Raw genomic sequence first — 24,915 nt, forward strand, 5'->3', positions numbered from 1 at the left:
ATATTCTTTCCTAAGGTAAACTTTTATGTAGGTAGAAAAATGAAAGGATGTTTTAGAATGATCAATATAGAAAATTTAGTGGTTAGTTATAAAGATACAATCGCTATTGATAATATTACTTTAACTATGGAAGGTCCTAGCATATTAGGTATTATTGGCCCTAATGGTGCTGGAAAATCTACATTATTAAAAGCTATTTTAGGTATCATTCCTTCAAGCGGAAAAACATATATTGATGATAAAAGTTCTATAGATTCTTTGAATAATATTGCATATGTGGAACAAAAAATTAATATAGACTACCATTTCCCCATCAAGGTAAAAGAATGTGTATCTCTAGGATTATTCCCTAAGATAAAATTATTTCATAAACTAAAGAAAGAACATTGGGAAAAGGTGGATAATGCACTAAAAATTGTTGGATTAGAAGAATTTTCAAATCGTCAAATCAGTGAACTATCTGGTGGACAATTTCAACGTGTTTTAATTGCACGATGTTTAGTTCAGGAAGCAGAATATATCTTCCTTGATGAACCTTTTATAGGAATTGATTCTGTTAGCGAAGAAATTATTATGAATACACTTAGAGAATTGAAAGCTAAAGGACATACCATTCTTATAGTTCATCACGATTTAAGAAAGGTTTCATACTACTTCGATAAAGTTCTTCTTTTAAATAAAAAAGTTATCGCTTATGGTGATACTAAAAATACCTTTACAAAAGAGAATCTCACAAAAGCCTATGGTACAGATCTTTTAGTTACTGGAGGTGAAAAGAATGATTAAAGAATTCATAGATGGACTTTATGATTTTCATTTTTTACAAAATGCACTTATCACTGCTATCATTATTGGAATAGTTGCTGGTGCTGTAGGATGTTTTATCATTCTTAGAGGAATGTCCTTAATGGGAGATGCAATATCACATGCTGTCTTGCCAGGAGTAGCCATATCATATATTTTAGGAATTAATTTCTTTATTGGAGCTATAGTTTTTGGATTATTTGCCTCTGTTATTATTACGTACATTAGAGGAAATTCCATTATCAAGGGAGATACGGCTATTGGGATAACATTCAGTTCATTTCTTGCATTAGGAGTTATTCTTATTGGTGTTGCCAATAGTTCAACTGATCTTTTCCACATATTGTTTGGTAATATACTTGCTGTTCAAGATATAGATATGTACATTACCATTGGTGTTGGTGTATTCGTTCTTGTGATTATTAAATTGTTCTTTAAGGAACTATTGATTACTTCATTTGATCCACTGTTAGCAAAAGCCATGGGAATGAAAGTTAATTTTTATCATTATCTACTTATGATTCTTTTAACTTTAGTTTCTGTTACTGCTATGCAAAGCGTGGGGACTATTCTTATCGTTGCTATGCTTATTACTCCAGCAGCTACTGCATATTTATATGCAAATAGTCTTAAAACAATGATATTTTTATCTTCTACCATAGGGGCAACTTGTTCAGTATTGGGATTATTTATAGGATATTCGTTTAATATTGCTGCAGGTTCTAGCATAGTTTTAACTTCAGCTATTGTTTTTGCTATTAGTTTTTTTGTAGCACCAAAGCAAGGATTTGTTAAAACTAAACATAAATAAATTTAACTAAATATTACTAACCTATTTCATTTTTGAGTGTTAGTATAAAATTTAAAAATATTATTAAATAAAGGAGGACCTATATAATATGAAAAAATTAGGTTTTATATCACTTATACTTATGTTAGTTGTTGGGTTATTCGCCTGCTCTAATCAAAAGTCAAATACGTCAAATACAAATACAAACGAAGGAACTAAATTAAAAGTCGTTGCTACCAATTCTATTATCGCTGACATTACAAAAAATATTGCTGGTGATAAAGTTGATCTTCATAGTATTGTTCCTATTGGAAAAGATCCTCATGAATATGAGCCACTTCCTGATGATGTTAAAAAAACATCAGAAGCTAATTTAATTTTCTACAATGGAATTAATCTTGAAAATGGTGGTAATGCATGGTTCACTAAGTTGATAAAAAATGCTAAAAAAGAAGAAAATAAAGACTACTTTGCTGTAAGTGATGGTGTTGATGTAATTTATCTTGAAGGAAAAAATGAGAAAGGTAAAGAAGATCCACACGCTTGGCTTAATCTTGAAAATGGTATGATTTATGCCAAAAATATTGCTAAACAATTAATTGAAAAAGATCCTAAAAATAAAGATTTCTATGAAAAAAATCTTAAATCGTATTTAGAAAAATTAACTAAACTTGATAAAGAAGCTAAAGAAAAATTCAATAACATACCTGCTGAGAAAAAAATGATTGTTACTAGTGAAGGATGTTTTAAATATTTCTCTAAAGCATACAATGTACCTTCTGCATATATTTGGGAAATAAATACTGAAGAAGAAGGAACACCAGAACAAATTAAAACTTTAGTTGAAAAACTTCGTAAAACAAAAGTACCTTCACTTTTCGTTGAAAGTAGTGTAGATGAACGCCCAATGCAAACTGTATCTAAAGATACTAAAATTCCTATTCACTCTAAAATCTTTACAGACTCTGTTGCTGAAAAAGGTCAAGATGGTGATAGTTACTATAACATGATGAAATGGAATTTAGATAAGATTGCTGAAGGACTTTCTAAATAATTATATTTTAAGTAAAAAATTGTATACCTCTTTCTATATTTAAAGAGGTATATTTTTGTTATATGTAATATAATTACTTTTTATAGATGATTTACTATTTTTTAAATTGAATTATCAATCATATTGAAATTTTTTTTATTATCATATAAAATAGCTATAAGATTAAAAAATAAGGAGCTTATATGAATTTAATTAAAAATATTCCTACTCCTATAGCTGGACTTGCTCTTGGATCCGTTGCTTTGGGAAATTTACTACAAATATACAGTTCTGTACTTCAAATAATTTTTAGTATTTTTTCGCTAGTTATTATTGTATTACTCACCTTGAAATTTATTTCATCTCCTAATAAGTTAAAAATAGAATTAAAAAATCCTATTATTACAACAGTTTTAGCAACTTATCCTATGAGCATAATGCTACTTAGTGTTTTTCTTAAAAAGCACTTTAATTATTGGGGAAGTCTTCTACTTTGGTTAATCGGTATGTTGCTTGATATTTTTGTTGTCTGCTTTGTTACTGTTAATTTTATTTTAAAAAAACACCATATCAAGTATATTTACCCTACTTGGTTTATTTCATTTGTTGGGCCAGCAGTTATAACAGTAACAGCAGTTTCTTATAATCTGGAAATACTTGGGAAAATTTTTTTCTTCTTCTCATTTATTAATTATATAGTTCTTATTCCTTTGGTACTATACCGAGTTTATATTTATGGAAGATTAACACCAGGTGATTTACCTACATTAACTGTATTCGCTGCACCAGGTGGACTACTTTTAGCAAGTTATATGATTGGAATAACTGACAAAAGCATTTTAATTATAAATATTCTGTTGATATTAGCTTGTATATTTTATATTTTTGTCTTAATTCAGCTACCGTTTTTGCTTAATAGAAGATTTTATCCTAGCTTCTCTGCATTCACCTTTCCTTTGGTCATATGTGCTATAGCATTTCAAAAAGTAAGCATTTTCTATCAATTAGATACCTTTCCTATCTTAAAAATAAGTATTTATCTTAACGAAAGTCTCGCTGTTATTATTGTTATTTATATTTATTTTTGCTATCTAAAAGATATAATAATAAAAGCAAGAGCTTAAAATATAGCTCTTGCTTTTATTACATTAAGTGCAGTAGAATTTGCATGTAGAATGGGAACTTCAAATAAATAGGTTATGTTTTGTGGGAATTAAAATTCACATAAAATCTTTATTTTATATATGCTTTACTCCACGAAAGTTTAAAGCTAATTTATATTATCAAAGTTTTCTATGATATCTTTTAATTCCAATTCTAAGACATAACTTATTCCTTTTTCCTGCATCGTAATACCGTAAAGCGTGTCCATAGCTTCCATAGTTCCTCTACGGTGTGTTATGACTAAAAACTGATTATCTTTTGAATAAACTCTTAAAAATTTAGAAAATCTATTTACATTTTCTTCATCAAGTGCAGCTTCCACCTCGTCAAGTACAACAAATGGTGGTTTTTTTACTTTCAATATTGCAAATAACAAACTGATTGCTGTTAAAGATTTTTCTCCACCTGATAACAAAGTTAAGTTTTGAAGTTTCTTCCCTGGTGGTGAGGCTTCGATAATAATTCCTGTATTCAAAATGTCATTTGGAGATTCCAAAGTCATATCTGCATATCCACCCTTAAATAATTGTTTAAATATTTGATTGAAGTTTTCAGCCACCTGAACAAAAGTTTCTAAAAATCTTTCTTTAACTTCTTTATCTATCTCTGAAATAGTTTGTTCTAACTTCACTTTAGCTTCTATTAAATCTGTAATTTGTTCGTTATAAAAATTATATCTCTCTTCTGTTTCTAAAAACTCTTCAACAGCATTTAAATTTACATTCCCTAGATCTAATATTTGTTTACGCAAAGCTACCACTTCAGTTTTATAGCGAGAAATATTTTTTCTTTCTTCCTCTGTTAATTTATGCTCTACACTTTCGTATGTTACACTATAATCAGTAATTAAATTCTCTAAATACTCATCAATCTTAACTTCAACTTTTGTTTGAGAAATTGCTAATTTTTCAAAATCAGAAATTTTTTGTCGTAAATTCTCATTATTACTTTGCTGTTCTTTTGTTATTTCCTTTTCTTTTTTAAATAAACCTGTTTTTTCAAAATCTAAATCTGACAGTAAAGTTTTTAATGTTTGTAATCTTTTACTGTGTTCTGCTATTAGTTTAATATTATTTGTAAGAATTTGTTTTTCATCTTCTCCACTTAATTCTTCCATATTTTTGGATGTTTGTAATTTCTCTAATTGAATATTCACGTCATTCAAATCTGTTTCTAGGTTAGAAATAGTTTCTTCTGTATGTTTTATTATCTCTTCTAATTTTGATTTTTCTATTTTTAAATCTGCAATTTTTTCTAAAAATATTTCCTCTTTTGACTGTGCAGTTTGTTTTTTATTACTTTCCTCTTTTATTTGCTTATCTAAATCACTCAATTCTGCACGAACTTTTTCTAAATTATTAACTAGTTTATCAATATCCTCAAAATTATTATCTACATTTTGATATTCTTCTAATCTTTTTTCATTTTGCGATATATTCAATTTTAAATTTTCTAACTCTGTATTTTGATGTGTTTCTTCTAATTCCAACTCTTTAATTCGTAATGACAAATTCTCTTTACTTAGTTTTTCGTCTTCTACTTGTTCAACAATTTCTTTATTTTGATAATTTATTTTTTCTTGTTCATCTAGTAAAGTATTTATTTTATCATTTACTTTTTCCAAATTAATAATTAATTCATCTAGTTCTGCTTTATGTTTTATAGAAGAATTATTATTTTTGTTAATAGCTCCACCAGTAATAGAACCACCACTATTAATAACTTGTCCATCTAATGTTATAATACGATTTCTAAAATTAATATTTTTGGCAATGCGATTAGCATTATCCACATTATCAACAACAATAATTAATCCTAAGAGATGAGAAACAATATTTCTATAGGCATCGTCCACTTTTACCAAATTTTCTGCAATATTAATAAATCCTTTTTCTTTCATTAATATATTGTAAATATCACTTGCAATTACCCTAGGTTTTATATTATTTAATGGTAAAAACGTCACTCGGCCTTTATTAGTTTTCTTTAAATGCTCAATACAATTTTTAGCAACTTTTTCATTTTCTACAATAATATTTTGTTGTGCTTGACCAAGTGCAATATCTAAAGAAACAGCATATTCATTACTAAACGAAATAATGTTAGCAACACTGTTGTGAACTCCTACTAATGTTTGTTTATTCGCCAAAATTTCCTTTACACCTACATTATAAAAACTAAGATTGTTTATTTGATCGTCTAAAAATTTTTTTCGGTTTTCTAAATTATTTTGAAAATTATATCCTGTTCTAAGCTGTTCTTCTATATTTTTTTCTTGTGATATCAATGTAATATTTTTTTCTAATAACTTAGAAATTTTTTCTTCACTAGTACTTAAATACGTTATTAAATCTTTTTTTTCTTTATCTAATTTCCCTAAATCAGATTTTCTATTATTAAATAGATTTTTTTGTTTTTCAATACTTTCTAACAACTGTTTGTAATTATTATCTGCATTTTTAAAATTCTTTCGTGCAAATTCAATACTATTTTCTAGCTTTGTTTCTTCATTTATTAGATTATAGTATTTATCTTTTAAATCTTCTATGTTTTCTTCTATTATTTCAAGATTATAAGATTCATCTTTTTCTAACAAATTTATTTCTTTTATTATATTTTGAATCTTTTCTTTTTGTTCTCTAAAAGATTTTTCTCTCTCTTTTATTTTTTCTAATAAATTATTTTTTCTTATGAGTTGATATTCTGTATCTTCTTGTAATTTTTCACTACGAAGTGTTCTGTTATTCTTTCTTTCTTCTATTACATTTAACTCAGATTGCAACCCTTCTTTTTTCTGAACTAATTCTAATTCTTCGTCATGATATTTTAAATATGTTCTATCTAAAGCTATTAAATTATTTTTTATAATTTCTAATTCTTTTATTAATCCTTCTTGTTTTAGTTCAAGATTCTCCTTTTCTTGTTGTTTTATTTTTTTTTCAGCTAGTAGAACTTCCAAATTCTTTTGATATTCAGAAATGTTATAAACACTGATTAAAATATCCTTTTCTTCAAGTTCTTTAGTATAATCAAGATATTTTAACGTCTTATTTTTTTGCTCTTCCAAAGCTTCATATCTTGCAGAAATTTCTGAAAATATATCATTTAGACGAGTTAGATTGTCATTAGTTTTTTCTAATTTTGCATTAGTTTCTTTCTTTTTATTTTTATATTTTAAAACACCTGATGCTTCTTCAATAATTGCTCGTCTATCCACAGGTTTTGAAGAAATTATATCTTCAACTTTCCCTTGTGTAATAATACTGTAGCTTTCTTTGTTGATGCCAAAATCCAAATATAAATTTGTTATATCTTTCAACTTTGCTCTTTTATTATCTATAAAATATTCACTATCTCCATTTCTATAAAGACGACGTTTTACTTCGCAATTTTCTTCTCCACTAGTAAAAGTAACTGCCACCTCAGCAAAATTTTTCTTCTTTGCATCTTCAGTCCCTGAAAAGATAACATCTTTCATGCTACTACCACGCAGATTTTTGGCAGACTGTTCCCCTAATACCCACCTAATAGCATCAATTATATTACTTTTTCCCGAACCATTTGGTCCTACTACACCTATTAAATTATTCTTAAACTCGAAAGTGGTCTTTTTTTGAAAAGATTTAAAACCCGTAACTTCAACTTTTGATAATTTCATTATGATGCTCCTTTCTGAAATTTATTTTTAATCTTTCCTAATACTTTCTATAAAATATTCATACATACTTATAAATAATTATTAATCTTTATATCCTAGCTTCTCCAGTGCTTCTTTAGCTGAAAGTTGTTCTGATTCTTTTTTGGTAGTGGCACTACCGCTTCCGTATAGTTTACCATCAATTACGACTCCACTAGTAAAAGTTTTTAAGTGTGACGGACCTGTCGAATCTAAAACTTGATATTCAATATTCCCGAGCTTTATTTTTGAAACAAATTCTTGAAGTATAGTTTTATAATCCACAAAAGTGTGATATTCTAAATCTTTTACTTCTGTAAATAGTGTATTATTTAAAAATATTTTCACAGTTTCTAGATTTGTTTCTAGGTACAGTGCTCCTGTAAATGATTCAAAAATATCCGCAAGAAGTGCTGCACGACTTCGTCCTCCCATTTTCTCCTCACCTTTTCCTAAGAAAATACATTTATCCAACTTTAGCAGCAAAGCATATTTCACTAGAGTTTTTTCACAAACTATAGAAGCACGAAGTTTAGTAAGTTCTCCTTCTGATAATTCAGAAAATTTTTTAAATAAAAACTCACTTGTAGTAAGTTCGACTACAGCATCTCCTAAAAATTCTAGACGTTCATAATTCAAATGTTTCGCTATCCTTTTTTCATTTGCATATGAAGAATGACAAAAAGCCATTTTAAAATTATCACTATATTTTAAATTAAAGCCAAAATCATTATTTAATTTATTTAATAATTTCTCAATATTTTTCTTTTCCATAGCTGTCTCCTCCTTTCATAATCACATATATTGTCTTCCTAGATTTATCAAATATCTACTTTCAATTTTTTTAAAATTAAACTTATATTTTTAAATATAAATAGAAAAGAGAGAACTATTTTTTCAGATAGTACTCTCCGACTACATCGTATCAACAAATTAAGTCATCTATCTTAATAAAAATATTTTTCAAACTAGTCTAATAAAAATTCTGAAAAGACCTCATTTCCATAAAATAATCCTTTTTTAGTTAATCGTAGTTTATTATCTACTATTTCCAAATAACCTTCTTCTAGGTTTTTAGCCATAACAGCACTAAAAATTTCTTCAATTTTTCTTCCATATTTCTTTTCAAACTCTATTAAATCAATTCCCTCTAATAGACGTAACCCTAAAAACATTTCTTCTTCAATTTGCTCTTTTTCAGTAACTTTATTTTTTTCTCTCACAGCATGCCCATGTTCTATCATACTATCTATATAAAATTTTAATGCACCCTGATTAGCATAGCGAATTCCCTCTACATAACCATGTGCTCCAGCTCCGAGTCCATAATATTCCATATTTCGCCAATAATTACTATTATGTATGCTTTCATGTCCTATTTTTGAAAAATTACTAATCTCATATTGATTATAACCATTTTTTGTTAAATATGTGATAACCTGATTGTACATTTTCTCTTCCATTTCATTAGAAGGTAAAATAACTTTTTTATCACGAACCTGATTGTATAGCTTTGTTTTCTGTTCTAAGATTAAAGAATAACACGATACATGACTTATATCATAATTGATTATTTTTTTCATACTATCGTAAAGATCTTCCATGGTTTGTTTTGGTAGAGAAAACATTAAATCTACATTTATATTTTCAATTCCAAATCTCTTACAATTATTAATTGCCATATCAACATCATCTGCCACATGACCTCGTCCTAATATCTTTAGTAGTTCATTGTTAAAAGTTTGAACTCCCATACTGACTCGGTCAACACCATATTGTTTAATCAAAGCAACCCGAGAAGGAGTAAGATCTTCTGGGTTTGCTTCAAAAGTAAATTCATTCAATTTATGCGGAATCTTTTTTCTAAGTGCGGTAAGTAGTCTATGCAGTTGTTCATCATTTAATGCACTTGGTGTCCCTCCACCTATGTAAATAGTTTCTATATTTTTTACATTCGGCATATTATTAATTTCACAAGTTAAGCAATCAATATATTTATCAACTGGCTGTCTTTGAATAAAAAATTTATTGAAATCACAATATGAACATATATACTTACAGAATGGAATATGAATATATACTCCTTTAGGTGATGGACTCATTATTCTTCATCCATTTTCAAAACAGCCATAAAGGCATCTTGAGGTACTTCTACACTTCCGACTGCTTTCATTCTTTCTTTACCTTTTTTCTGTTTCTCTAAAAGTTTACGTTTTCTACTAATGTCTCCACCATAACATTTAGCAAGTACATTTTTTCTCATGGCTTTAATAGTTTCCCTAGAAATGATTTTATTTCCAATCGCTGCTTGAATAGGAATTTCGAATTGCTGTTTTGGTATAAGTTTTTTTAATTTTTCAACGATAACTTTTCCGCGTTGATAAGCAAATTCTCTATGGACAATAAAACTTAATGCATCTACCTGTTCTCCATTAAGAAGAATATCCATTTTAACAAGATTACTATCTTTATAACCTGTTAATTCGTAGTCAAATGATGCATAACCTTTTGTATTAGATTTAAGTTGATCAAAGAAATCAAATACTATTTCTGATAATGGGATATCGTAAGTAATGTTTACCCTTGTATCATCAATATATTCCATATTTAAAAATATTCCTCGTTTTTTTTGGCAAAGATCCATCACTGCACCAACATAATCATTTGGCACCATAATACTAGCCTTAACAAATGGTTCCGTAATTTTATTAATTTTTTGTGGATCTGGCATTTCTGATGGATTTGAGACGTCTATCATTATACCATCTGTTTTTTCTACTTTATAGATAACTGATGGTGCTGTTGCAATAATGTCAATATTAAATTCACGCTCAATGCGCTCTTGAATAATCTCCATATGCAACATCCCTAAAAATCCACATCTAAATCCAAAACCTAGTGCTTGAGAAGTTTCAGCTTCATATTGGAGTGCTGAATCATTTAGTTCTAATTTTTCTAATGCTTCTCTCAAGTCATTGTACTTAGATGAATCAATTGGATATAATCCACAAAATACCATTGGATTTAATTTTCTATAACCTGGTAATGCTTCCTTAGCAGGATTATTTGCTAATGTTATCGTATCCCCTACACGAGTTTCGCTTACATTTTTAATGGATGCACAAATAAATCCTACATCTCCAGCAGTAAGTTCATCAACTATCTTCTCTTTTGGATTATGAATACCAACTTCCGTAACTTCAAATACTCCACCAGTCGCCATCATTTTAATTTTATCCCCAGCTTTTACTGTACCATTTTTAATACGTACAGAAACGATAACTCCTCGATATGCATCATATAGCGAGTCAAAGATTAGTGCTTGTAACGGTTCATTAGCATCTCCTTTGGGAGCAGGAATATATTCGACTATTTGTTCAAGAATTTCATCAATTCCAATTCCCGCTTTTGCTGATGCTAAAACTATATCGTCAGTAGGTAGTCCAATAACTTCTTCAATTTCAGTCTTCACTTTTTCAGGATCTGCAGCTGGCAAATCTATCTTATTTATAATTGGTATAATTTCCAAATTGTTGTCTAGCGCTAAATATACATTAGCCAAGGTTTGTGCTTCTATACCTTGAGCAGCATCAACTACTAAAATAGCCCCTTCACATGCTGCAAGAGAACGTGATACCTCATAAGTAAAATCTACGTGTCCCGGTGTATCTATCAAATGAAAAATATACTCTTCTCCATTTTTTGCTGTGTATTGAAGTTGTACAGCATTAAGTTTTATCGTAATACCTCTTTCTCTTTCTATATCCATTGAATCAAGAAGCTGTGCTTTCATTTCACGCTGTTCTAGTGCTTTTGTTTTCTCCAAAATTCTATCTGCAAGAGTTGACTTCCCATGATCAATATGTGCGATTATAGAAAAGTTTCTGATTTTCTTTTGCCTTTCGTTTCTTTTATCCATTTTATTCTTCCTTTACAAATCTTGTGTTTCTAAAAAATCTTTTATAGTATAATAAGAAAAACCATCTCTAACTAGTTTTTCTATAATTTTTTGTCTAAGTGTATAACCTTCGTATCTTCTACTATAATTTCGATAAGCTTTATTAAAATATTCTTCTAAAATATCATCTTCACTTTCTTCTTCATAGTTCTCAAAAAATACGTCAAACACTTTTCTTATTATATCAGAAGAAAAGCCATTTGTATAAAGTTTTTGTGTGATTTTTTGAACTTTTTTATTTTTTGACTCACGTCTTACAGAAAATTCACGTTCTATTATTTTATAAAGCATTTCTATCATCTTTTCTTCTGTACATATCTTAGTAATATTTTCTTCAATAAGCTTTTTATCTAAATCTTTTTCTAACAATTTTCTTTTTATCCAATATGGACCTTTTTGATTAAGATTAAAATAGTCGATAACTGCCGCTTCTATATAGTGTTCATCATTTAAATATCCTATCTGAGTTAACTTTTCTATTACTTCGTTTATAATAGCAGATACAATTTCTTTTTTTTCAAGATAATCTCTTATATCTTGCTTTGTTCTAAGTCCATACTGCAAATAATGAACAGCTTTATTATATGCACTTTCAATACTTTCATGAGAAATTATTTCTTTAAGTTGTTCATTGCTTAATTCAATTTTTTTTATAAGTCCATATTTTAAGATCGTATCTTCTGATACATAAAAATGTTTCCCATTATCTAGCTCAATTTTATATTTTACTTTTAATTTTGTAATGTTTGTAACTTGCACACAATCACCCACTTTCATAATAAAACTACTTGTTTAATAATAATTCATCTATAATTATTTTCACCATGACATTCATCCAAATTCTTTTCTAATTTTAGCAAAAAATAAGCAAAAAGTGAATACTTAAGAGAAAACAAAACAAAAATTCCAAGCCTCTTGCTTAGAATTTTTATTTTGTTTGATGGTTTATTAAAATTTTTATACTCAATTATTTAAATAATAATTAAGGAAACTCTACTAAACCCACAACTTCGATTCAGCATATAATACAACTTTTCCACCTAAAATAATTCTATCTTCTTTTACCTTACAATAAAGTACTCCACCACGTTCTGATGCTTGATAAGCGATAATTTCTTTTTTTTCATTTCTCTTTGCCCAATAGGGTGCGATATGACAGTGACCTGAACCACAAACTGGATCCTCTGGAACATTTAACTTTGGAGCAAAAGTTCTTGATACACAATCATATTCTTTACTCTTTGCTGTTATGTGAAGAAGAAGCCCTTCTAATTTTTTTACTTTATCAAGATCAGGAGTTATCTTCCATATATCCTCTTCATTATCAAACACACAAACAAGATCTCTTCCTAAAAGTGCATAAGCAGGTTCAATTCCAATTGCTTCTATCATTTCGTTGGTAACTTTAACTTCTTTAAGTTCGTACATTGGAAAATTCATTTCATATAAGTTATCTTTTTTTACTACAACGAGTTCTCCGCTCATTGTTTTAAATTTTACTTTTGTTAATTTTGGTTCATAATAATTCATAATTACATATGCTGCCCCGAGTGTTGCATGACCACAAAGATCTATTTCTCCACCTGGAGTAAACCACCTTAAATCATATTTTTCTTCACCAATCTTTACTGCAAAAGCAGTTTCCGATAAATTGTTTTCTCTTGTAATTTTCATCATAAGATCTTCCGAAATATCTTCATCCAAAACGCAAACCGCTGCCGGATTACCTGAAAATATCTTATCTGCAAAAGCATCAACAATATATTGCCTCATAAATATCAATCACCCTCCTATATTTTTTTAATCATGAAAAATTATATACATTAAAACCATTATGTAAATAGTAATTGGGCTGACCAATAAATTTTCATTTAGGTTTGTATCTTACTGCATGGTATACCCTTTCATATGCTGTGCGTAATGATTCTAATAACCTACACTCTTCTTTGCAAGTTAACCTACAATGCAAGTGATTTATTGATTACAAAATTCTTTTTACTAAATCTTTCTTGATATCTGGTAAACTATATAGGGAAGATCTACAAAAGTGATAGGTAATAAAAACTAAGATTTTTTTCTCATGATATTCGTTAAAAATTAAGTTTTTATTGAATACGCTATCCGTAACTTTTCTCTTCAGTATAACTATTATCAACAATTTATGATTTTTGAATCGCTCCCAAAACCACTATGATTTAATAATACTATCCCCTAAATTCTTTTTTATATCATTTTCTACTTTACTTAAAAAATTTTCATCTTGCACATCATACCAAACTCCATTCATTTTATTTCTAAACCATGTTAATTGACGTTTAGCATATCTCCTTGAATTTTGTGATATTTTTTCTATTGTACTCTTCTTTGTTACTTCACCTGTTAAATATGGTAACATTTCTTTATATCCTATTGCACCTAAGGCTTGAAGATTGGTTCCGTATTCAGAAATTATATTCCTTACCTCCCCTTCAAGACCTTGTTCAAACATAAGTTTTACTCGTTTATTAATCCGACTATATAAAACTTCTCTATCTGTATTTAATACAATTAAATATGGATTATATTTTTCCAATATTTTATCTCCGTTATTATTTTCCATAATTGATTTTTTCTCATTAATTACATAATTATATGCATTAATAACTCGGCGACGATTTTCTAAATCAATATTATTATATGTATCTAAATAATTTTCTCTTAAATAATTTTTTGCCATATCTACATCTACATCATAAATTTTTTCTTCTAAGTCGCTAAATTTATAATTGTTCAAGACCGCATTCATATAAAATCCAGTTCCTCCTATTAACAAAGGAATTTTCCCTCTAGAATAAATATCCTCTATTTTGTTACGTGCCATTTTCTGAAAATCATAAACTGAACAATTATCATCAGGTTCTAATTCATCAATCAAATGATGAACTACTCCACCCATTTCTTCTTTTTTTATTTTTGCTGAACCTACGTCAAATTTTTTGTAAATTTGAACACTATCTATTGAAATAATTTCACAATTAAATTTTTTAGCAAGTTCTATGCTTAAATTTGTTTTTCCAACTGCAGTTGGTCCTACTATTACTATTAGAGGAATTTTTTTCATATACCACACCTATACAATTCTCTTAAACATTTTTTCTAGATCTTTTTTATCCATCTTTGTTATAATTGGGCGTCCATGTGGACAAGTAAATGGATTTTCACATTTATATAAATCGCTAATCACTTTATTCATCTCTACTTCATTTAAAATTTGATTAGCTTTTATTGACATTTTACAACTAGCCATAGCTATTGCATCATTACGAAGTTCGACAAGAGTTATCTTTTTATTATCTAAAACTTTGTTAACAATAGTTTTTATTATCTCCTCACTATCATCACTCGCCCAAAGAGGAAATTCTCGAACTACATACGAATTACCTCCAAATTCTTCAAACACAATTCCTAATTCTAAAAATTTTTCTAAATTATTTTTTATTTCTGCCGCTTCCTCTACTGAAAAGTCAAACATTAATGGTACAAGAAGTTGCTGTTTATAATTAACTTTTTCATTAAATTCTCTTTTAAGTTTTTCATAATTATATCGCTCTGCTGCTGCATGTTGATCTATTAGAAATAGTTTATTATCTGCCTCTGAGAGTATGTATGTTTTAAATACTTGTGCAAGAACTTTCAAATCTGGTAATATTTTTACTTTTGTGCTATCTTCAAAATTTTTTATACTATTTTCCAATTCTATACCTAAACCATCTTCTATGTGAATTGCATCTTCTCTTTTAGAAAAATTCATAAAATTTTCAATCTCTCGCTTATTTATTTTTTCTCCATAAGCAAACTTATTTCGCATCTCTTTTGGATTAGTAGAAAATTTTAAATTCGGTAAATCACTTTTTGAAGTATTTAAATTATTGTTTATAAATTTTGAAGTTTCACCTTGATTACCATCATAGTCTTGTATTTTTTTCTCATCTGAAAAATATGATTTTTCAGCTTTTTGCAAAGTGTTTTTTAATATTGAATCTGTTCTATAATTATTTTCTACAACACTTCTCTTATTATCTCCAAATACAAAATCGTCTTCTCTAATTACAAATTTACTATCCAAATCATCTAAGAAGTTTAGTTTTTCTACTCTTTCTTTTTCTTTTTTAGTAAGAACATTATTCATTCCTTGCGGAATATAAGTGTAATTTGTCAAACGTTCAGTTATAACCTTTTTTATCAATGAAACTAACTCTGCTTCCTTAGATAACCTTACCTCTTGTTTTGTCGGATGAACATTAACATCAAGAAGTATTGGATTCATTTCTATATTAATAATACAAAGTGGATATCGATTTTTCATTAAAAATGTTCCATACGCATCAACTACCGAATTTTGAATAATATAGTTTTTAATGTAGCGGCCGTTAATAAAAATATTTATGTAATTTTTGCTAGCACGAGTTTCTTCTGGAACAGACATATAGCCACGAATATTATAGTCATCATTACTACCAGAAAATTCTATCATATTTTTAGCAACACCCATATTATATATTTTAGAGATTATTTTATGCACATCTCCATCACCATATGTTTTTAAAACTATTTTTCCATCAACGTGAACTTCAAACGCTACAAACGGATAAGACAAAGCAAATTTATTAATCACATTCATTATATTTGCTTGCTCTGTATGTGGATTTCTCAAATATTTCAACCTAGCAGGGGTATTATAAAATAAATTCTCTACACTTATATCTGTTCCTTTTATTGGTGCATAGAACTCATCTTTTATCACTTTTCCAGCTTCTAATGTTAACATTTTCCCTTGTTTTTCTCCGCTGCAACTTTTTATTATAACTCGACTAACAGAAGAAATACTCGCCAAAGCCTCACCTCTAAAGCCGAGTGTTTCTATATGAAATAAATCATAATCTGTATTAATTTTACTAGTTGCATGTCTCAAAAATGCCTTTTCTAAATCATCATTAGATATGCCACTTCCATTATCTATTATTCTAATTTGTTTAATACCAAATTCTTTAATTATAATTTTTATATTTGTACTTCCAGCATCAATAGAATTTTCCAACAATTCTTTTACAACAGAAGATGGTCTTTCGACAACCTCTCCTGCTGCTATCTTATTTGATAATTCAGCAGATAGTATATTTATTTTTCCCATATTTCTACTCCCCCTCCTCATTTAATTTTTTCTGAAGTTCGTATAGAAGATTAAATGCTTCAAAAGGTGTTGTTTCCAAAAAGTTTATATTCTCTAACTTTTCTTTTATGTACTTAAATTTTTCATTATTTCCTTCTAAATCTAATTGAAGTTTTGCATATACCTTTTTACTATCTTGTAATTTCTCTGTAATTGTATTGTTAGTTTTCTTTTCTTCAATATTTTTTAGTTTTGTTTTTTCTGTTGCATTGTTATTTATTTTCTGAATATTAACTTTATTACTATCTTTAAGATTTAATTGTTTTTCTTTAATTCTAATTAAGTCTTCTTTTCCTATGATACCATTTTCTAATTCCTTTAATATATCGCTAGCACCTGTTATCACTTCTTCAGGAAGATGAGCAAGTTTAGCAACATGTATACCATAACTTTTTTCTATAGGGCCTTCATTAATTTTATAAAGAAAAATTAATTCTCCATGATCTTCTTTTGCAGAAACATGGATATTTTTTATACCTTGAGTCTTATTTTCTAATTTTGTTAACTCATGATAATGCGTTGAAAATAAAGTTTTACATTTAATTGTATTATTTATGTACTCAAGTATTGATTGAGCAAGAGCGATTCCATCATAAGTTGACGTACCACGACCTATTTCATCAAAAATTAAAAGAGAGTTTGAGGTAGATTCAACCAACGCATTTTTCGCCTCTATCATCTCAACCATAAATGTTGATTTTCCACCAGCAAGATCATCACTAGCACCTATTCGAGTGAAAATTTTATCAAATATTGGAAGATTAGCAGATGTTGCTGGTACAAATGATCCGATTTGTGCCAAAATTACTATCAATGCAAGTTGTCTCATATAGGTTGATTTTCCCGACATATTCGGTCCTGTTATTAACAAAATATTATCTTTACTTTCTACTTTGCAATCATTACTTATATAACTATCGGCACTAACATTCCTTTCTACTATAGGATGCCTTCCTTCTATTATGTTTATAATATTATTATCATTAAACTCAGGTTTTACATATCCATACTCTTCTGCCACATCTGAAAGTGAAACAAAGACATCAATATCACTTAGTGTGCTTGCAACTTTTTGAAGTCGTGGAATAAAATTATAAATTTTTGCTTTTACATCTTGGAATAATTTTAGTTCTAATTCTTCTATTTTTGCCTTTGAATTAACTATATGCTCTTCTACTTCTTTCAACTCTTCTGAGATAAATCTCTCACAATTTGATAAAGTCTGTTTCCTGTGATAACCAAACTCTGTTGGATCTATATTTTTTAGTCCAACTTTAGTAATTTCAATAAAATAACCAAAAATTTTGTTATAACCTATTTTTAAGTTTTTTATACCTGTTCTATTTTTTTCACGCTCTTCTATTTCTAGAAGGATTTTGTTACCATTTTTACTAGCATTTTTATAACCATCTAACTCTTCATTAAATCCTTGCTTGATAACATCTCCTTCTTTTACAGTTTGCCCAGCTTCTTCATGAATAGTTAATTCTAAATATTCATAGAGGTCTGTTAATTCATCTATATTTTTTGCAATTTCCACTAGTTTCTTAGAATCAAAGCTAAGCAATAAATTTTTTATATTTGGAATTTGTTCCAAAGTCTTTTTCAAATTAAGCAATTCTTTAGGACTTACTATGTTATAAGAAACTTTAGTTGCTATTCTTTCTAAATCATAAACTTCTTTTAAATAAGTTTTTACATCTGCTTTTTCAAAATAATGCTTAACAAAATCTTCCACTATCTCCTGACGAGTTTTTATCGCTGATATATTCAATAATGGATTTTCTAACCAGTTTTTTAATTTTCTAGAACCTGCCGCTGTAGAAGTCTTATCTATTATACTAAGTAAAGAACCCTTTTTACCTCCATTAGACATATTTTGTGTTACTTCTAAATTCCTTATAGAATAATTCGTCATATAAACAAATTTATCTTTAAAATATATTTCAAAATCCTTTAAACTTGATATATCTTTATTTTGTGTTTTTTCTATGTAGTCTAATAAAATATTACAACATAATTTCAAATTTTTATCATTTAAATTATCAGTTTTTTCTTTTTCTATATTTTCATCAAGTTCTACTTCTGTTACATAGGCTGAAACATCTAACTTTTGGCTATTGATACTTATAACTTCTTTTATATTATTTTTCAAAATTTCATCTTGCAAATCTTCCATTGTTTTCAAAATTGTACAACGACTATCTCCAGTCATAATATCACAAAATGAAAAATAAATATTATTATCCTTTACATATGCACTTCCCAAAAAATTATTTTCATCATAATTTTTATAATTCATATAGGTACCTGGAGTTATTACCTGAACAACTTTTCGTTCAACTATCTTTCCTTGACCAGGTTCTGATACTTGTTCACAGATTGCTACTTTGTATCCATTATTAACTAAGGTATCAATATACCCTGCTGAAGAGTGGAATGGAACACCACACATTGGAATTTTCTCTGCTCCTCCATCTCTTCCAGTTAGCGTTATTTCCAAAATTTTTGACGCACGAATCGCATCATCAAAAAATAATTCATAAAAATCCCCAAGACGATAAAATAAAAACATGTCTTGATAATCTTTTTTTATTTTTAAATATTGTTCCACCATTGGTGTGTATTTCATTCAATCAAACCTTTCTTTTTTATTTTATACATTTCTACTTATAAAAGTACTTCTTTTATTTCCAATTTAATAATGTGTAGCTAAGAGGATCTAACTCACCTTAAGTAAATGTATTTAGTTTATTCCTCTCCACAATAAATATTAACAACTTAATACTTAAAAAATTATTATTTATTATTTTAATTGCTTATCTTTTTTTCTTATTGTATAATTACAACAAAGGAGTTGTATTATGCTAGATTTTATAAAAAATAAAATTAATTTATCAATACTAATTTTTTATTTTATATTCGCTTTTTCTAGCCTTATTTTTATATTGCTAGCTGAATATAACAATAACCATACACCTACATTATTCCTTAAACAATTTATATTTTATATAATAGGTTTAGTAATAATTTATTTACTACAAAAAATTCCTATTAACTATATAGAAAAATTTTCTTTAGCATTTTACTTGTTTTCTCTGATACTTTTGGTTGGAATATTCTTAGTTTCTACTAATTTAGCACCAGTTGTTAACGGAGCAAGAAGTTGGTATAACTTTAGAATATTTACACTACAACCATCAGAATTTGCAAAAATAGCTACAGTAGGAATGATTAGCTTGTTAATAAAAGAAAAAAATTTCAAGGAAAATAGTGATCCTATTAAACTATTAAAAATATTATTAATAGTTGCACTTCCTTTTGTTTTGATTCTTAAAGAAAACGACTTAGGAAATGGATTATTCTTTATATTTTTATTCTTAGGTTTAGTATTTTTAGTTAGTACCCATAAAAAAACTTTATTCAATATTTATTCTGTGGTACTAGCTGGATTAGCTATTATTATTTTGGCGGCACTATACTTTCCAAAACTATTATCACTTGTTGGAATAAAAAGCTATCAACTAAATAGAATATTATCTTGGTTAAATCCTGAGGCCTATAAATTAGACTATTCTTACCAAATTACTCAAGTTTTAAATGAAATTAAACTTGGTGGTCTAACTGGAACTTTTGTTAAAAATAAAAACTATATTGATGAACAATTTAATGATTTTATTTTTTCTATAGTTGCTAAAAATTTTGGATTTATAGGTGCGTTTTTCTTCCTAATATTATTTTTTATTTTCATATTGAGATTATTCAATATTGTTAAAAAATGTGAACAAGGTAATTATAGTTACTATTTTATCTTACTATCAATATGTAGTTTTTGTTTCTCATTTTTTACTAATATTTTCTCAACACTTAGTATTATTCCAGTTATTGGAATTAGTATGCCATTTATTAGTTATGGTGGTAGTTCTCTTATAGCTAACAGCATACTTTTAGGAATAATTATAAAAATAAATGCTACAATACACGAAGAATATCTAGAAGATGAATATTATTATGAAAGCTACGATAATAGCCATGATGATAGTTATAATGAAGAACCACAAGAACGTCCATATAGTCGTAGTAAACGTAAAAATAATAATAATAGATATTACAATGATTATAGTAATGAATAATTATAAAACTTTATTTACGAGGAGCAGAAAAACTCTGCCCTCGTTCTTTTCTTATTTTCTTACATCTTCAATAAATTTTTCATCAATACTTTCTATCAATTTTTCTAAAATACTCTTGGCTGCATAATAATCTCGCATATCAAAAATAGAATTATGTGTATGAATGTATCTGGCACAAATACCAATTACTGCTGTAGGTATACCCACTAATGATTGATGAATATTTCCACCATCAGTTCCTCCAGGTGATGTGAAATATTGATATTTAATATTATTTTCTTCCGCTATTTTTACTAATTTTTCACGCATATTAGGACGAAGAACCATAGTTCTATCTACTAATCTTACCAAAAAGCCTTCACCTAAGCGACCATTACTCATAGCAGAACCATCCATATCATTCGCTGGACTACAGTCAACAACAAAACAAATATCAGGTTTAATCATGTTAGCAGCTATTCGTGCTCCCCTTAAACCTACTTCTTCTTGCACTGTTGCACAAACTACTAGATTAATATCCAATTCTCTACCTGAAAATTCTTCTAGTATTTCTGTGATAATGACACATCCGTACCTATTATCGACTGCCTTAGTCATAATTCTATTTTCTGTTAATTTTTCAAAAGTAGTTTTAGGAGTTACAAAAGCTCCCTCTCTGATTCCCATGGCAATAACTTCTTCTCTTGAACTTGCTCCAAGATCAATAGTCATTTCACTAATTTTTACATTTTGTGCCACACCTGCTGTAAAATGTTTAGGTATTGAACCAATAACTCCTGTAAATTTTTTCCCTTCATATGAAGTTACTGTAAAAGTTTGTGCAAGTAAGACATCCTCCCTAAAACCACCTAATGGTTCAAATTTTAAAAATCCATTTGGTAAGATTTTTGTAACAATAAAACCTACTTCATCCATATGTGCCGCTATCATGACAGTTTTTGCATTTTCTTTTTTTGATTTTTTAATTGCGTAAATACCACCAAGGTTATCATACTTAATTTCATCAGCATACTTAGATAAATTTTCTTCTAAATATTTAGAAATTTCATTTTCAAATCCTGATGCTCCATCTAGCATAGTCAACTCTTCAAATCTTTTCATTGATTTACTCATTTTTATACCTCTTTTATATATTCTATCTGTTGATTATTTTTATCAAATTTCACTTCATAACTTATCCCTTTATTATCAAAGTAGAACATTAAATATGTATTTTCCTTTAAATTTAATGTATAACTATCTTTTACATCATACCCAAGTGCAATAAGATTGTTTCTACATTTATCTATATGACTATTATCATATTCTATTTCTTCACTTTTTTTATAGCAATAATAAACCGCACTCATTACTGCTAGTGGTATCAAAATTTTTCTAACTTTCATAATTCAACCTCTTTACCTAAATTCATCACATAGGCTATTAAACATTTCTTGATTAAATGTTAAGTCTTGATGTGCTAATGGTTTTTCTATGTCGTAATTTTTTAATATAGTTTCATACTTTGGCTTCTTATCATTTTTGTAAATAATCCCTGTAACCAAATCATTATATTCTTCTAAAATCCTAAATGCTTCTAATTTATTAGTGTTGTCATAGCCCTCTATATCTTCTATTTTTGTTAAATTTTCCTTATACCACTCTGGTGTATTTTTATAGTTATAAGTTTTACATGGGCTAAAAACATTTACCAATGAGAAACCTTCATGTTGGATTGCTTCTTCAAAAATATTCATTAATTGTTTTATATCACCAGTAAATGCTTGTGCTAGGAAGGTAACTTCACACGAAAGTGCAATTTTCATAGCTGATAATGGCTTTTCCATAACTCCATCCACTGTTGTTGTAGTTATCAAACCTTCATCAGATTTTGGTGACATTTGACCTTTTGTCAAAGCATAAAGTTGATTATCCATTACTACATAAGTCATGTTAACATTACGTTTCATTGCATGAACTGCATGACCTATACCAATTGCATAACCATCACCATCTCCACCCATAGCAAAAACAGTTAAATCTTGATTTGCTAGTTTTATTCCTTGGGCAACTGGTAAACTTCTTCCATGAAGTCCTTGAACTCCATATGCTTTTGTGTATCCACTAATTTTTCCTGAACAACCTATTCCAGCAGAGATAACAACATTTTCTGGTGCTATACCCAAATTAACCACAGCTCTTTGAATTCCTGCTAATACAGAATAATCTCCACAGCCTGCACACCAGTCAGGTTTAACATCGTTTCTATAATCTTTCAATGTTACCTTCATATTATTTCTCCTCCTCTAACAGTTGTTCTATAAGTTGATGTGTATAATATATATCACCATCATATTTCAATAAACTACTGATTTTATCAGAATTATGGTATTTACTAGCTATCACAGTGCGTAGCTGTTTATTATGATTATGCTCCACTATATAAACTTTTCTATATTTATCAAATTGATCTTTTATTTCCTGAACCACCGGATAAATTTGTCTTAAGTGCATAGTGTCAATTTTCATACCTTGTTCTTTTAATTCTTTTGCAGCCTTATTTAAACTACCATATGTTGAGTTTACACCAACTAAAAGAATATCTTTCTCATCATTGTATTCATTCAGAATAAATGGTTTTTTTATAAATGCTGTTTCAATTTTTTCCGATCTTTTTTCTTTTTGTTTTTTTGTATTTGTTTTAACTTCAGAAGGTAATCCTATTATCGAATGCTCATAACTATTGGCATTATGTATTCCTCCCTTTTGCCCTGGAATGGTTCTTTCTGATACTAAAGATTCTACACCATATCGTTTAAAATAAATTATATTTTCCTCTGTTATTTCTTCTTGAGTTAATAGTTTTCCTCTATCAATCTCCACCTTCTCAAAATCAAAATTTGGAACTGTCTGCTTATTCATACCTAGTTGTAAGTCCATAAGAACGATCACTGGAGTTTGATATTTTTCCGCCATATTAAACGCATCTATCATAATATAAAAACAATCTTCCACCGTTGTTGGTGCTAAAACAATTCTTGAAGCATCTCCCGTTCCTCCATAAACCGCATGAAAAATATCAGATTGTTCAATTTTTGTTGGAAGACCAGATGATGGACCTCCACGTTGAACATCCACTAAAACAACAGGCTGTTCAGCCATAACTCCCATCCCTAAAAACTCTGTCATGAGAGAAATCCCTGGTCCAGACGTTGCTGTCATTGCTCTTACTCCTGCAAAATTTGCTCCAATAGCAACACCTAAGGCTGCGATTTCATCTTCTGTTTGGATATAAGCCCCTTTAACCAAAGGAAGTTTATCAAATAAATATTCCATTATCTCAGTGGCTGGTGTTATTGGATATCCCGCATACAAACGACAACCTGCAGCAAGTGCTCCAAGTCCTACAGCATGATTTCCTATAAGCCACATATTATTATTTTTCACTTCTAATTTTTTTAAATAATATTTGTCTCCGATATTATTTTCTGTCATAAATTCCTTCATTATCTCATGACCTTTATCAAAAGCTTGAATATTTGTTTTCACAATTTCTTCTCCTTTTGATGAGAATTTTGCTGCTATCATGTTATAAAATAATTCTTTTTCAATATTTAATAGTGCCGAACAAATCCCCAATGTTATAATATTTTTTATAATTGGAGCAGCAATCTGTTTAGCAAGATTTGTAATAGGAAAAATTGCTACAAGTCCTTTAATATTTTCTGACACATTAGGCTTTATTTTTTCGTCAACAATTATTATACTACCTTCATCTAATTCTTCTAGGTAACTATCAAGTGTAACTTGATCAAACGCAATAAGAATATCCGTTTTATAATCAATAACATCTATTCTTTCCTCTGAAATACAAATTTTACTGTTACTATGCCCACCTTTTATCCTACTTGCAAAATCTCTTGTAGAATACATATGATATCCAAGTGTATTAATAACAGTTGAGAAAACTTCTGTCGTTGCCTCTAAGCCTTCTCCTTGTTCTCCACCTATTTTCCATCCTAATTTATTTAACATACAATCTCCTTCAATCTCTTTCATTAGAAATTTTTTGTTGATTTCTTAATACTCTATTTTATCATATTTTATAAATTTTTTCTATTGTTCATAATGTTTCTATTCTAACCATAAATTAATTTATTTCAATAATT

At 28.3% G+C, this 24,915-nt stretch carries 18 protein-coding genes; 5 read left to right on the forward strand and 13 right to left on the reverse strand.

Translation table 11 applies throughout. The features are described 5' to 3' along the window. Positions 1 to 57: 57 nt before the first annotated feature. The 4 genes from H612_RS0106810 to H612_RS0106825 all read left to right on the forward strand — a co-directional run bounded on the left by H612_RS0106810 (position 58) and on the right by H612_RS0106825 (position 3,751). Positions 58 to 786 carry a metal ABC transporter ATP-binding protein gene (locus H612_RS0106810; RefSeq protein WP_035500440.1) on the forward strand — a complete coding sequence of 243 codons (729 nt, stop codon included), beginning with the start codon at positions 58 to 60 and terminating at the stop codon, positions 784 to 786. Then, on the forward strand, positions 779 to 1,615 hold the full coding sequence (locus H612_RS0106815) for a metal ABC transporter permease (RefSeq protein ID WP_035500442.1): 837 nt from the start codon (positions 779 to 781) through the stop codon (positions 1,613 to 1,615). Before H612_RS0106810 ends, H612_RS0106815 begins: the two co-directional genes overlap by 8 nt. Before the next feature lie 88 nt (positions 1,616 to 1,703). Beyond that, a complete protein-coding gene (locus H612_RS0106820) occupies positions 1,704 to 2,648 on the forward strand; it encodes a metal ABC transporter substrate-binding protein (protein WP_027130763.1) in 945 nt (314 codons plus the stop codon). Between the two features lie 182 nt (positions 2,649 to 2,830). Further along, a complete protein-coding gene (locus H612_RS0106825; RefSeq protein WP_027130764.1) occupies positions 2,831 to 3,751 on the forward strand; it encodes a TDT family transporter in 921 nt (306 codons plus the stop codon). 146 nt (positions 3,752 to 3,897) lie between these two features. Here the strand turns inward: H612_RS0106825 and smc are convergent, their stop codons facing one another. The 9 genes from smc to mutS form a co-directional block, all read right to left on the reverse strand. After that, on the reverse strand, positions 3,898 to 7,449 hold the full coding sequence (smc, locus tag H612_RS0106830) for a chromosome segregation protein SMC (protein ID WP_027130765.1): 3,552 nt from the start codon (positions 7,447 to 7,449) through the stop codon (positions 3,898 to 3,900). An 81-nt stretch (positions 7,450 to 7,530) separates the two neighbouring features. Then, positions 7,531 to 8,241, reverse strand: a complete 711-nt coding sequence (rnc, locus tag H612_RS0106835) for a ribonuclease III (protein ID WP_027130766.1) — start codon at positions 8,239 to 8,241, stop codon at positions 7,531 to 7,533. Between the two features lie 194 nt (positions 8,242 to 8,435). Further along, positions 8,436 to 9,569 (reverse strand): radical SAM family heme chaperone HemW, encoded by a 1,134-nt coding sequence (gene hemW / locus H612_RS0106840; RefSeq protein ID WP_027130767.1) that lies wholly within the window; start codon positions 9,567 to 9,569, stop codon positions 8,436 to 8,438. Next, positions 9,569 to 11,386, reverse strand: coding sequence for a translation elongation factor 4 (gene lepA / locus H612_RS0106845; RefSeq protein WP_027130768.1), 1,818 nt, complete (start codon positions 11,384 to 11,386; stop codon positions 9,569 to 9,571). Before lepA ends, hemW begins: the two co-directional genes overlap by 1 nt. 12 nt (positions 11,387 to 11,398) lie before the next feature. Continuing rightward, complete coding sequence (locus H612_RS0106850; protein ID WP_245570462.1) at positions 11,399 to 12,202, reverse strand: regulatory protein RecX; 804 nt, start codon at positions 12,200 to 12,202, stop codon at positions 11,399 to 11,401. 219 nt (positions 12,203 to 12,421) lie between these two features. Next, positions 12,422 to 13,198, reverse strand: coding sequence for a PhzF family phenazine biosynthesis protein (locus H612_RS0106855; RefSeq protein ID WP_027130770.1), 777 nt, complete (start codon positions 13,196 to 13,198; stop codon positions 12,422 to 12,424). Between the two features lie 415 nt (positions 13,199 to 13,613). Beyond that, positions 13,614 to 14,525, reverse strand: coding sequence for a tRNA (adenosine(37)-N6)-dimethylallyltransferase MiaA (gene miaA / locus H612_RS0106860; RefSeq protein WP_027130771.1), 912 nt, complete (start codon positions 14,523 to 14,525; stop codon positions 13,614 to 13,616). 9 nt (positions 14,526 to 14,534) lie between these two features. After that, positions 14,535 to 16,595 carry a DNA mismatch repair endonuclease MutL gene (gene mutL / locus H612_RS0106865; protein ID WP_027130772.1) on the reverse strand — a complete coding sequence of 687 codons (2,061 nt, stop codon included), beginning with the start codon at positions 16,593 to 16,595 and terminating at the stop codon, positions 14,535 to 14,537. 4 nt (positions 16,596 to 16,599) lie between these two features. Continuing rightward, positions 16,600 to 19,266 (reverse strand): DNA mismatch repair protein MutS, encoded by a 2,667-nt coding sequence (gene mutS, locus H612_RS0106870; protein ID WP_027130773.1) that lies wholly within the window; start codon positions 19,264 to 19,266, stop codon positions 16,600 to 16,602. A gap of 232 nt (positions 19,267 to 19,498) precedes the next feature. On the opposite strand from mutS, the gene H612_RS0106875 reads away from it, so the two are divergent. Then, positions 19,499 to 20,767, forward strand: coding sequence for an FtsW/RodA/SpoVE family cell cycle protein (locus tag H612_RS0106875; protein ID WP_027130774.1), 1,269 nt, complete (start codon positions 19,499 to 19,501; stop codon positions 20,765 to 20,767). A gap of 51 nt (positions 20,768 to 20,818) precedes the next feature. Here H612_RS0106875 and H612_RS0106880 read toward each other — a convergent pair whose 3' ends face one another. From H612_RS0106880 to H612_RS0106895, 4 genes are read right to left on the reverse strand one after another with little or no spacing between them, the layout of a single operon-like run. Next, complete coding sequence (locus H612_RS0106880) at positions 20,819 to 21,880, reverse strand: M42 family metallopeptidase (RefSeq protein ID WP_027130775.1); 1,062 nt, start codon at positions 21,878 to 21,880, stop codon at positions 20,819 to 20,821. A 2-nt stretch (positions 21,881 to 21,882) separates the two neighbouring features. After that, positions 21,883 to 22,152, reverse strand: a complete 270-nt coding sequence (locus H612_RS0106885) for a hypothetical protein (RefSeq protein WP_027130776.1) — start codon at positions 22,150 to 22,152, stop codon at positions 21,883 to 21,885. 12 nt (positions 22,153 to 22,164) lie between these two features. Then, on the reverse strand, positions 22,165 to 23,037 hold the full coding sequence (locus tag H612_RS0106890; RefSeq protein WP_027130777.1) for a 2-oxoacid:ferredoxin oxidoreductase subunit beta: 873 nt from the start codon (positions 23,035 to 23,037) through the stop codon (positions 22,165 to 22,167). A gap of 1 nt (position 23,038) precedes the next feature. Then, positions 23,039 to 24,781, reverse strand: coding sequence for a 2-oxoacid:acceptor oxidoreductase subunit alpha (locus tag H612_RS0106895; RefSeq protein ID WP_027130778.1), 1,743 nt, complete (start codon positions 24,779 to 24,781; stop codon positions 23,039 to 23,041). Between the last annotated feature and the right edge of the window lie 134 nt (positions 24,782 to 24,915).

The organism is Gemella cuniculi DSM 15828, assembly GCF_000425665.1.
GTDB lineage: Bacteria > Bacillota > Bacilli > Staphylococcales > Gemellaceae > Gemella > Gemella cuniculi.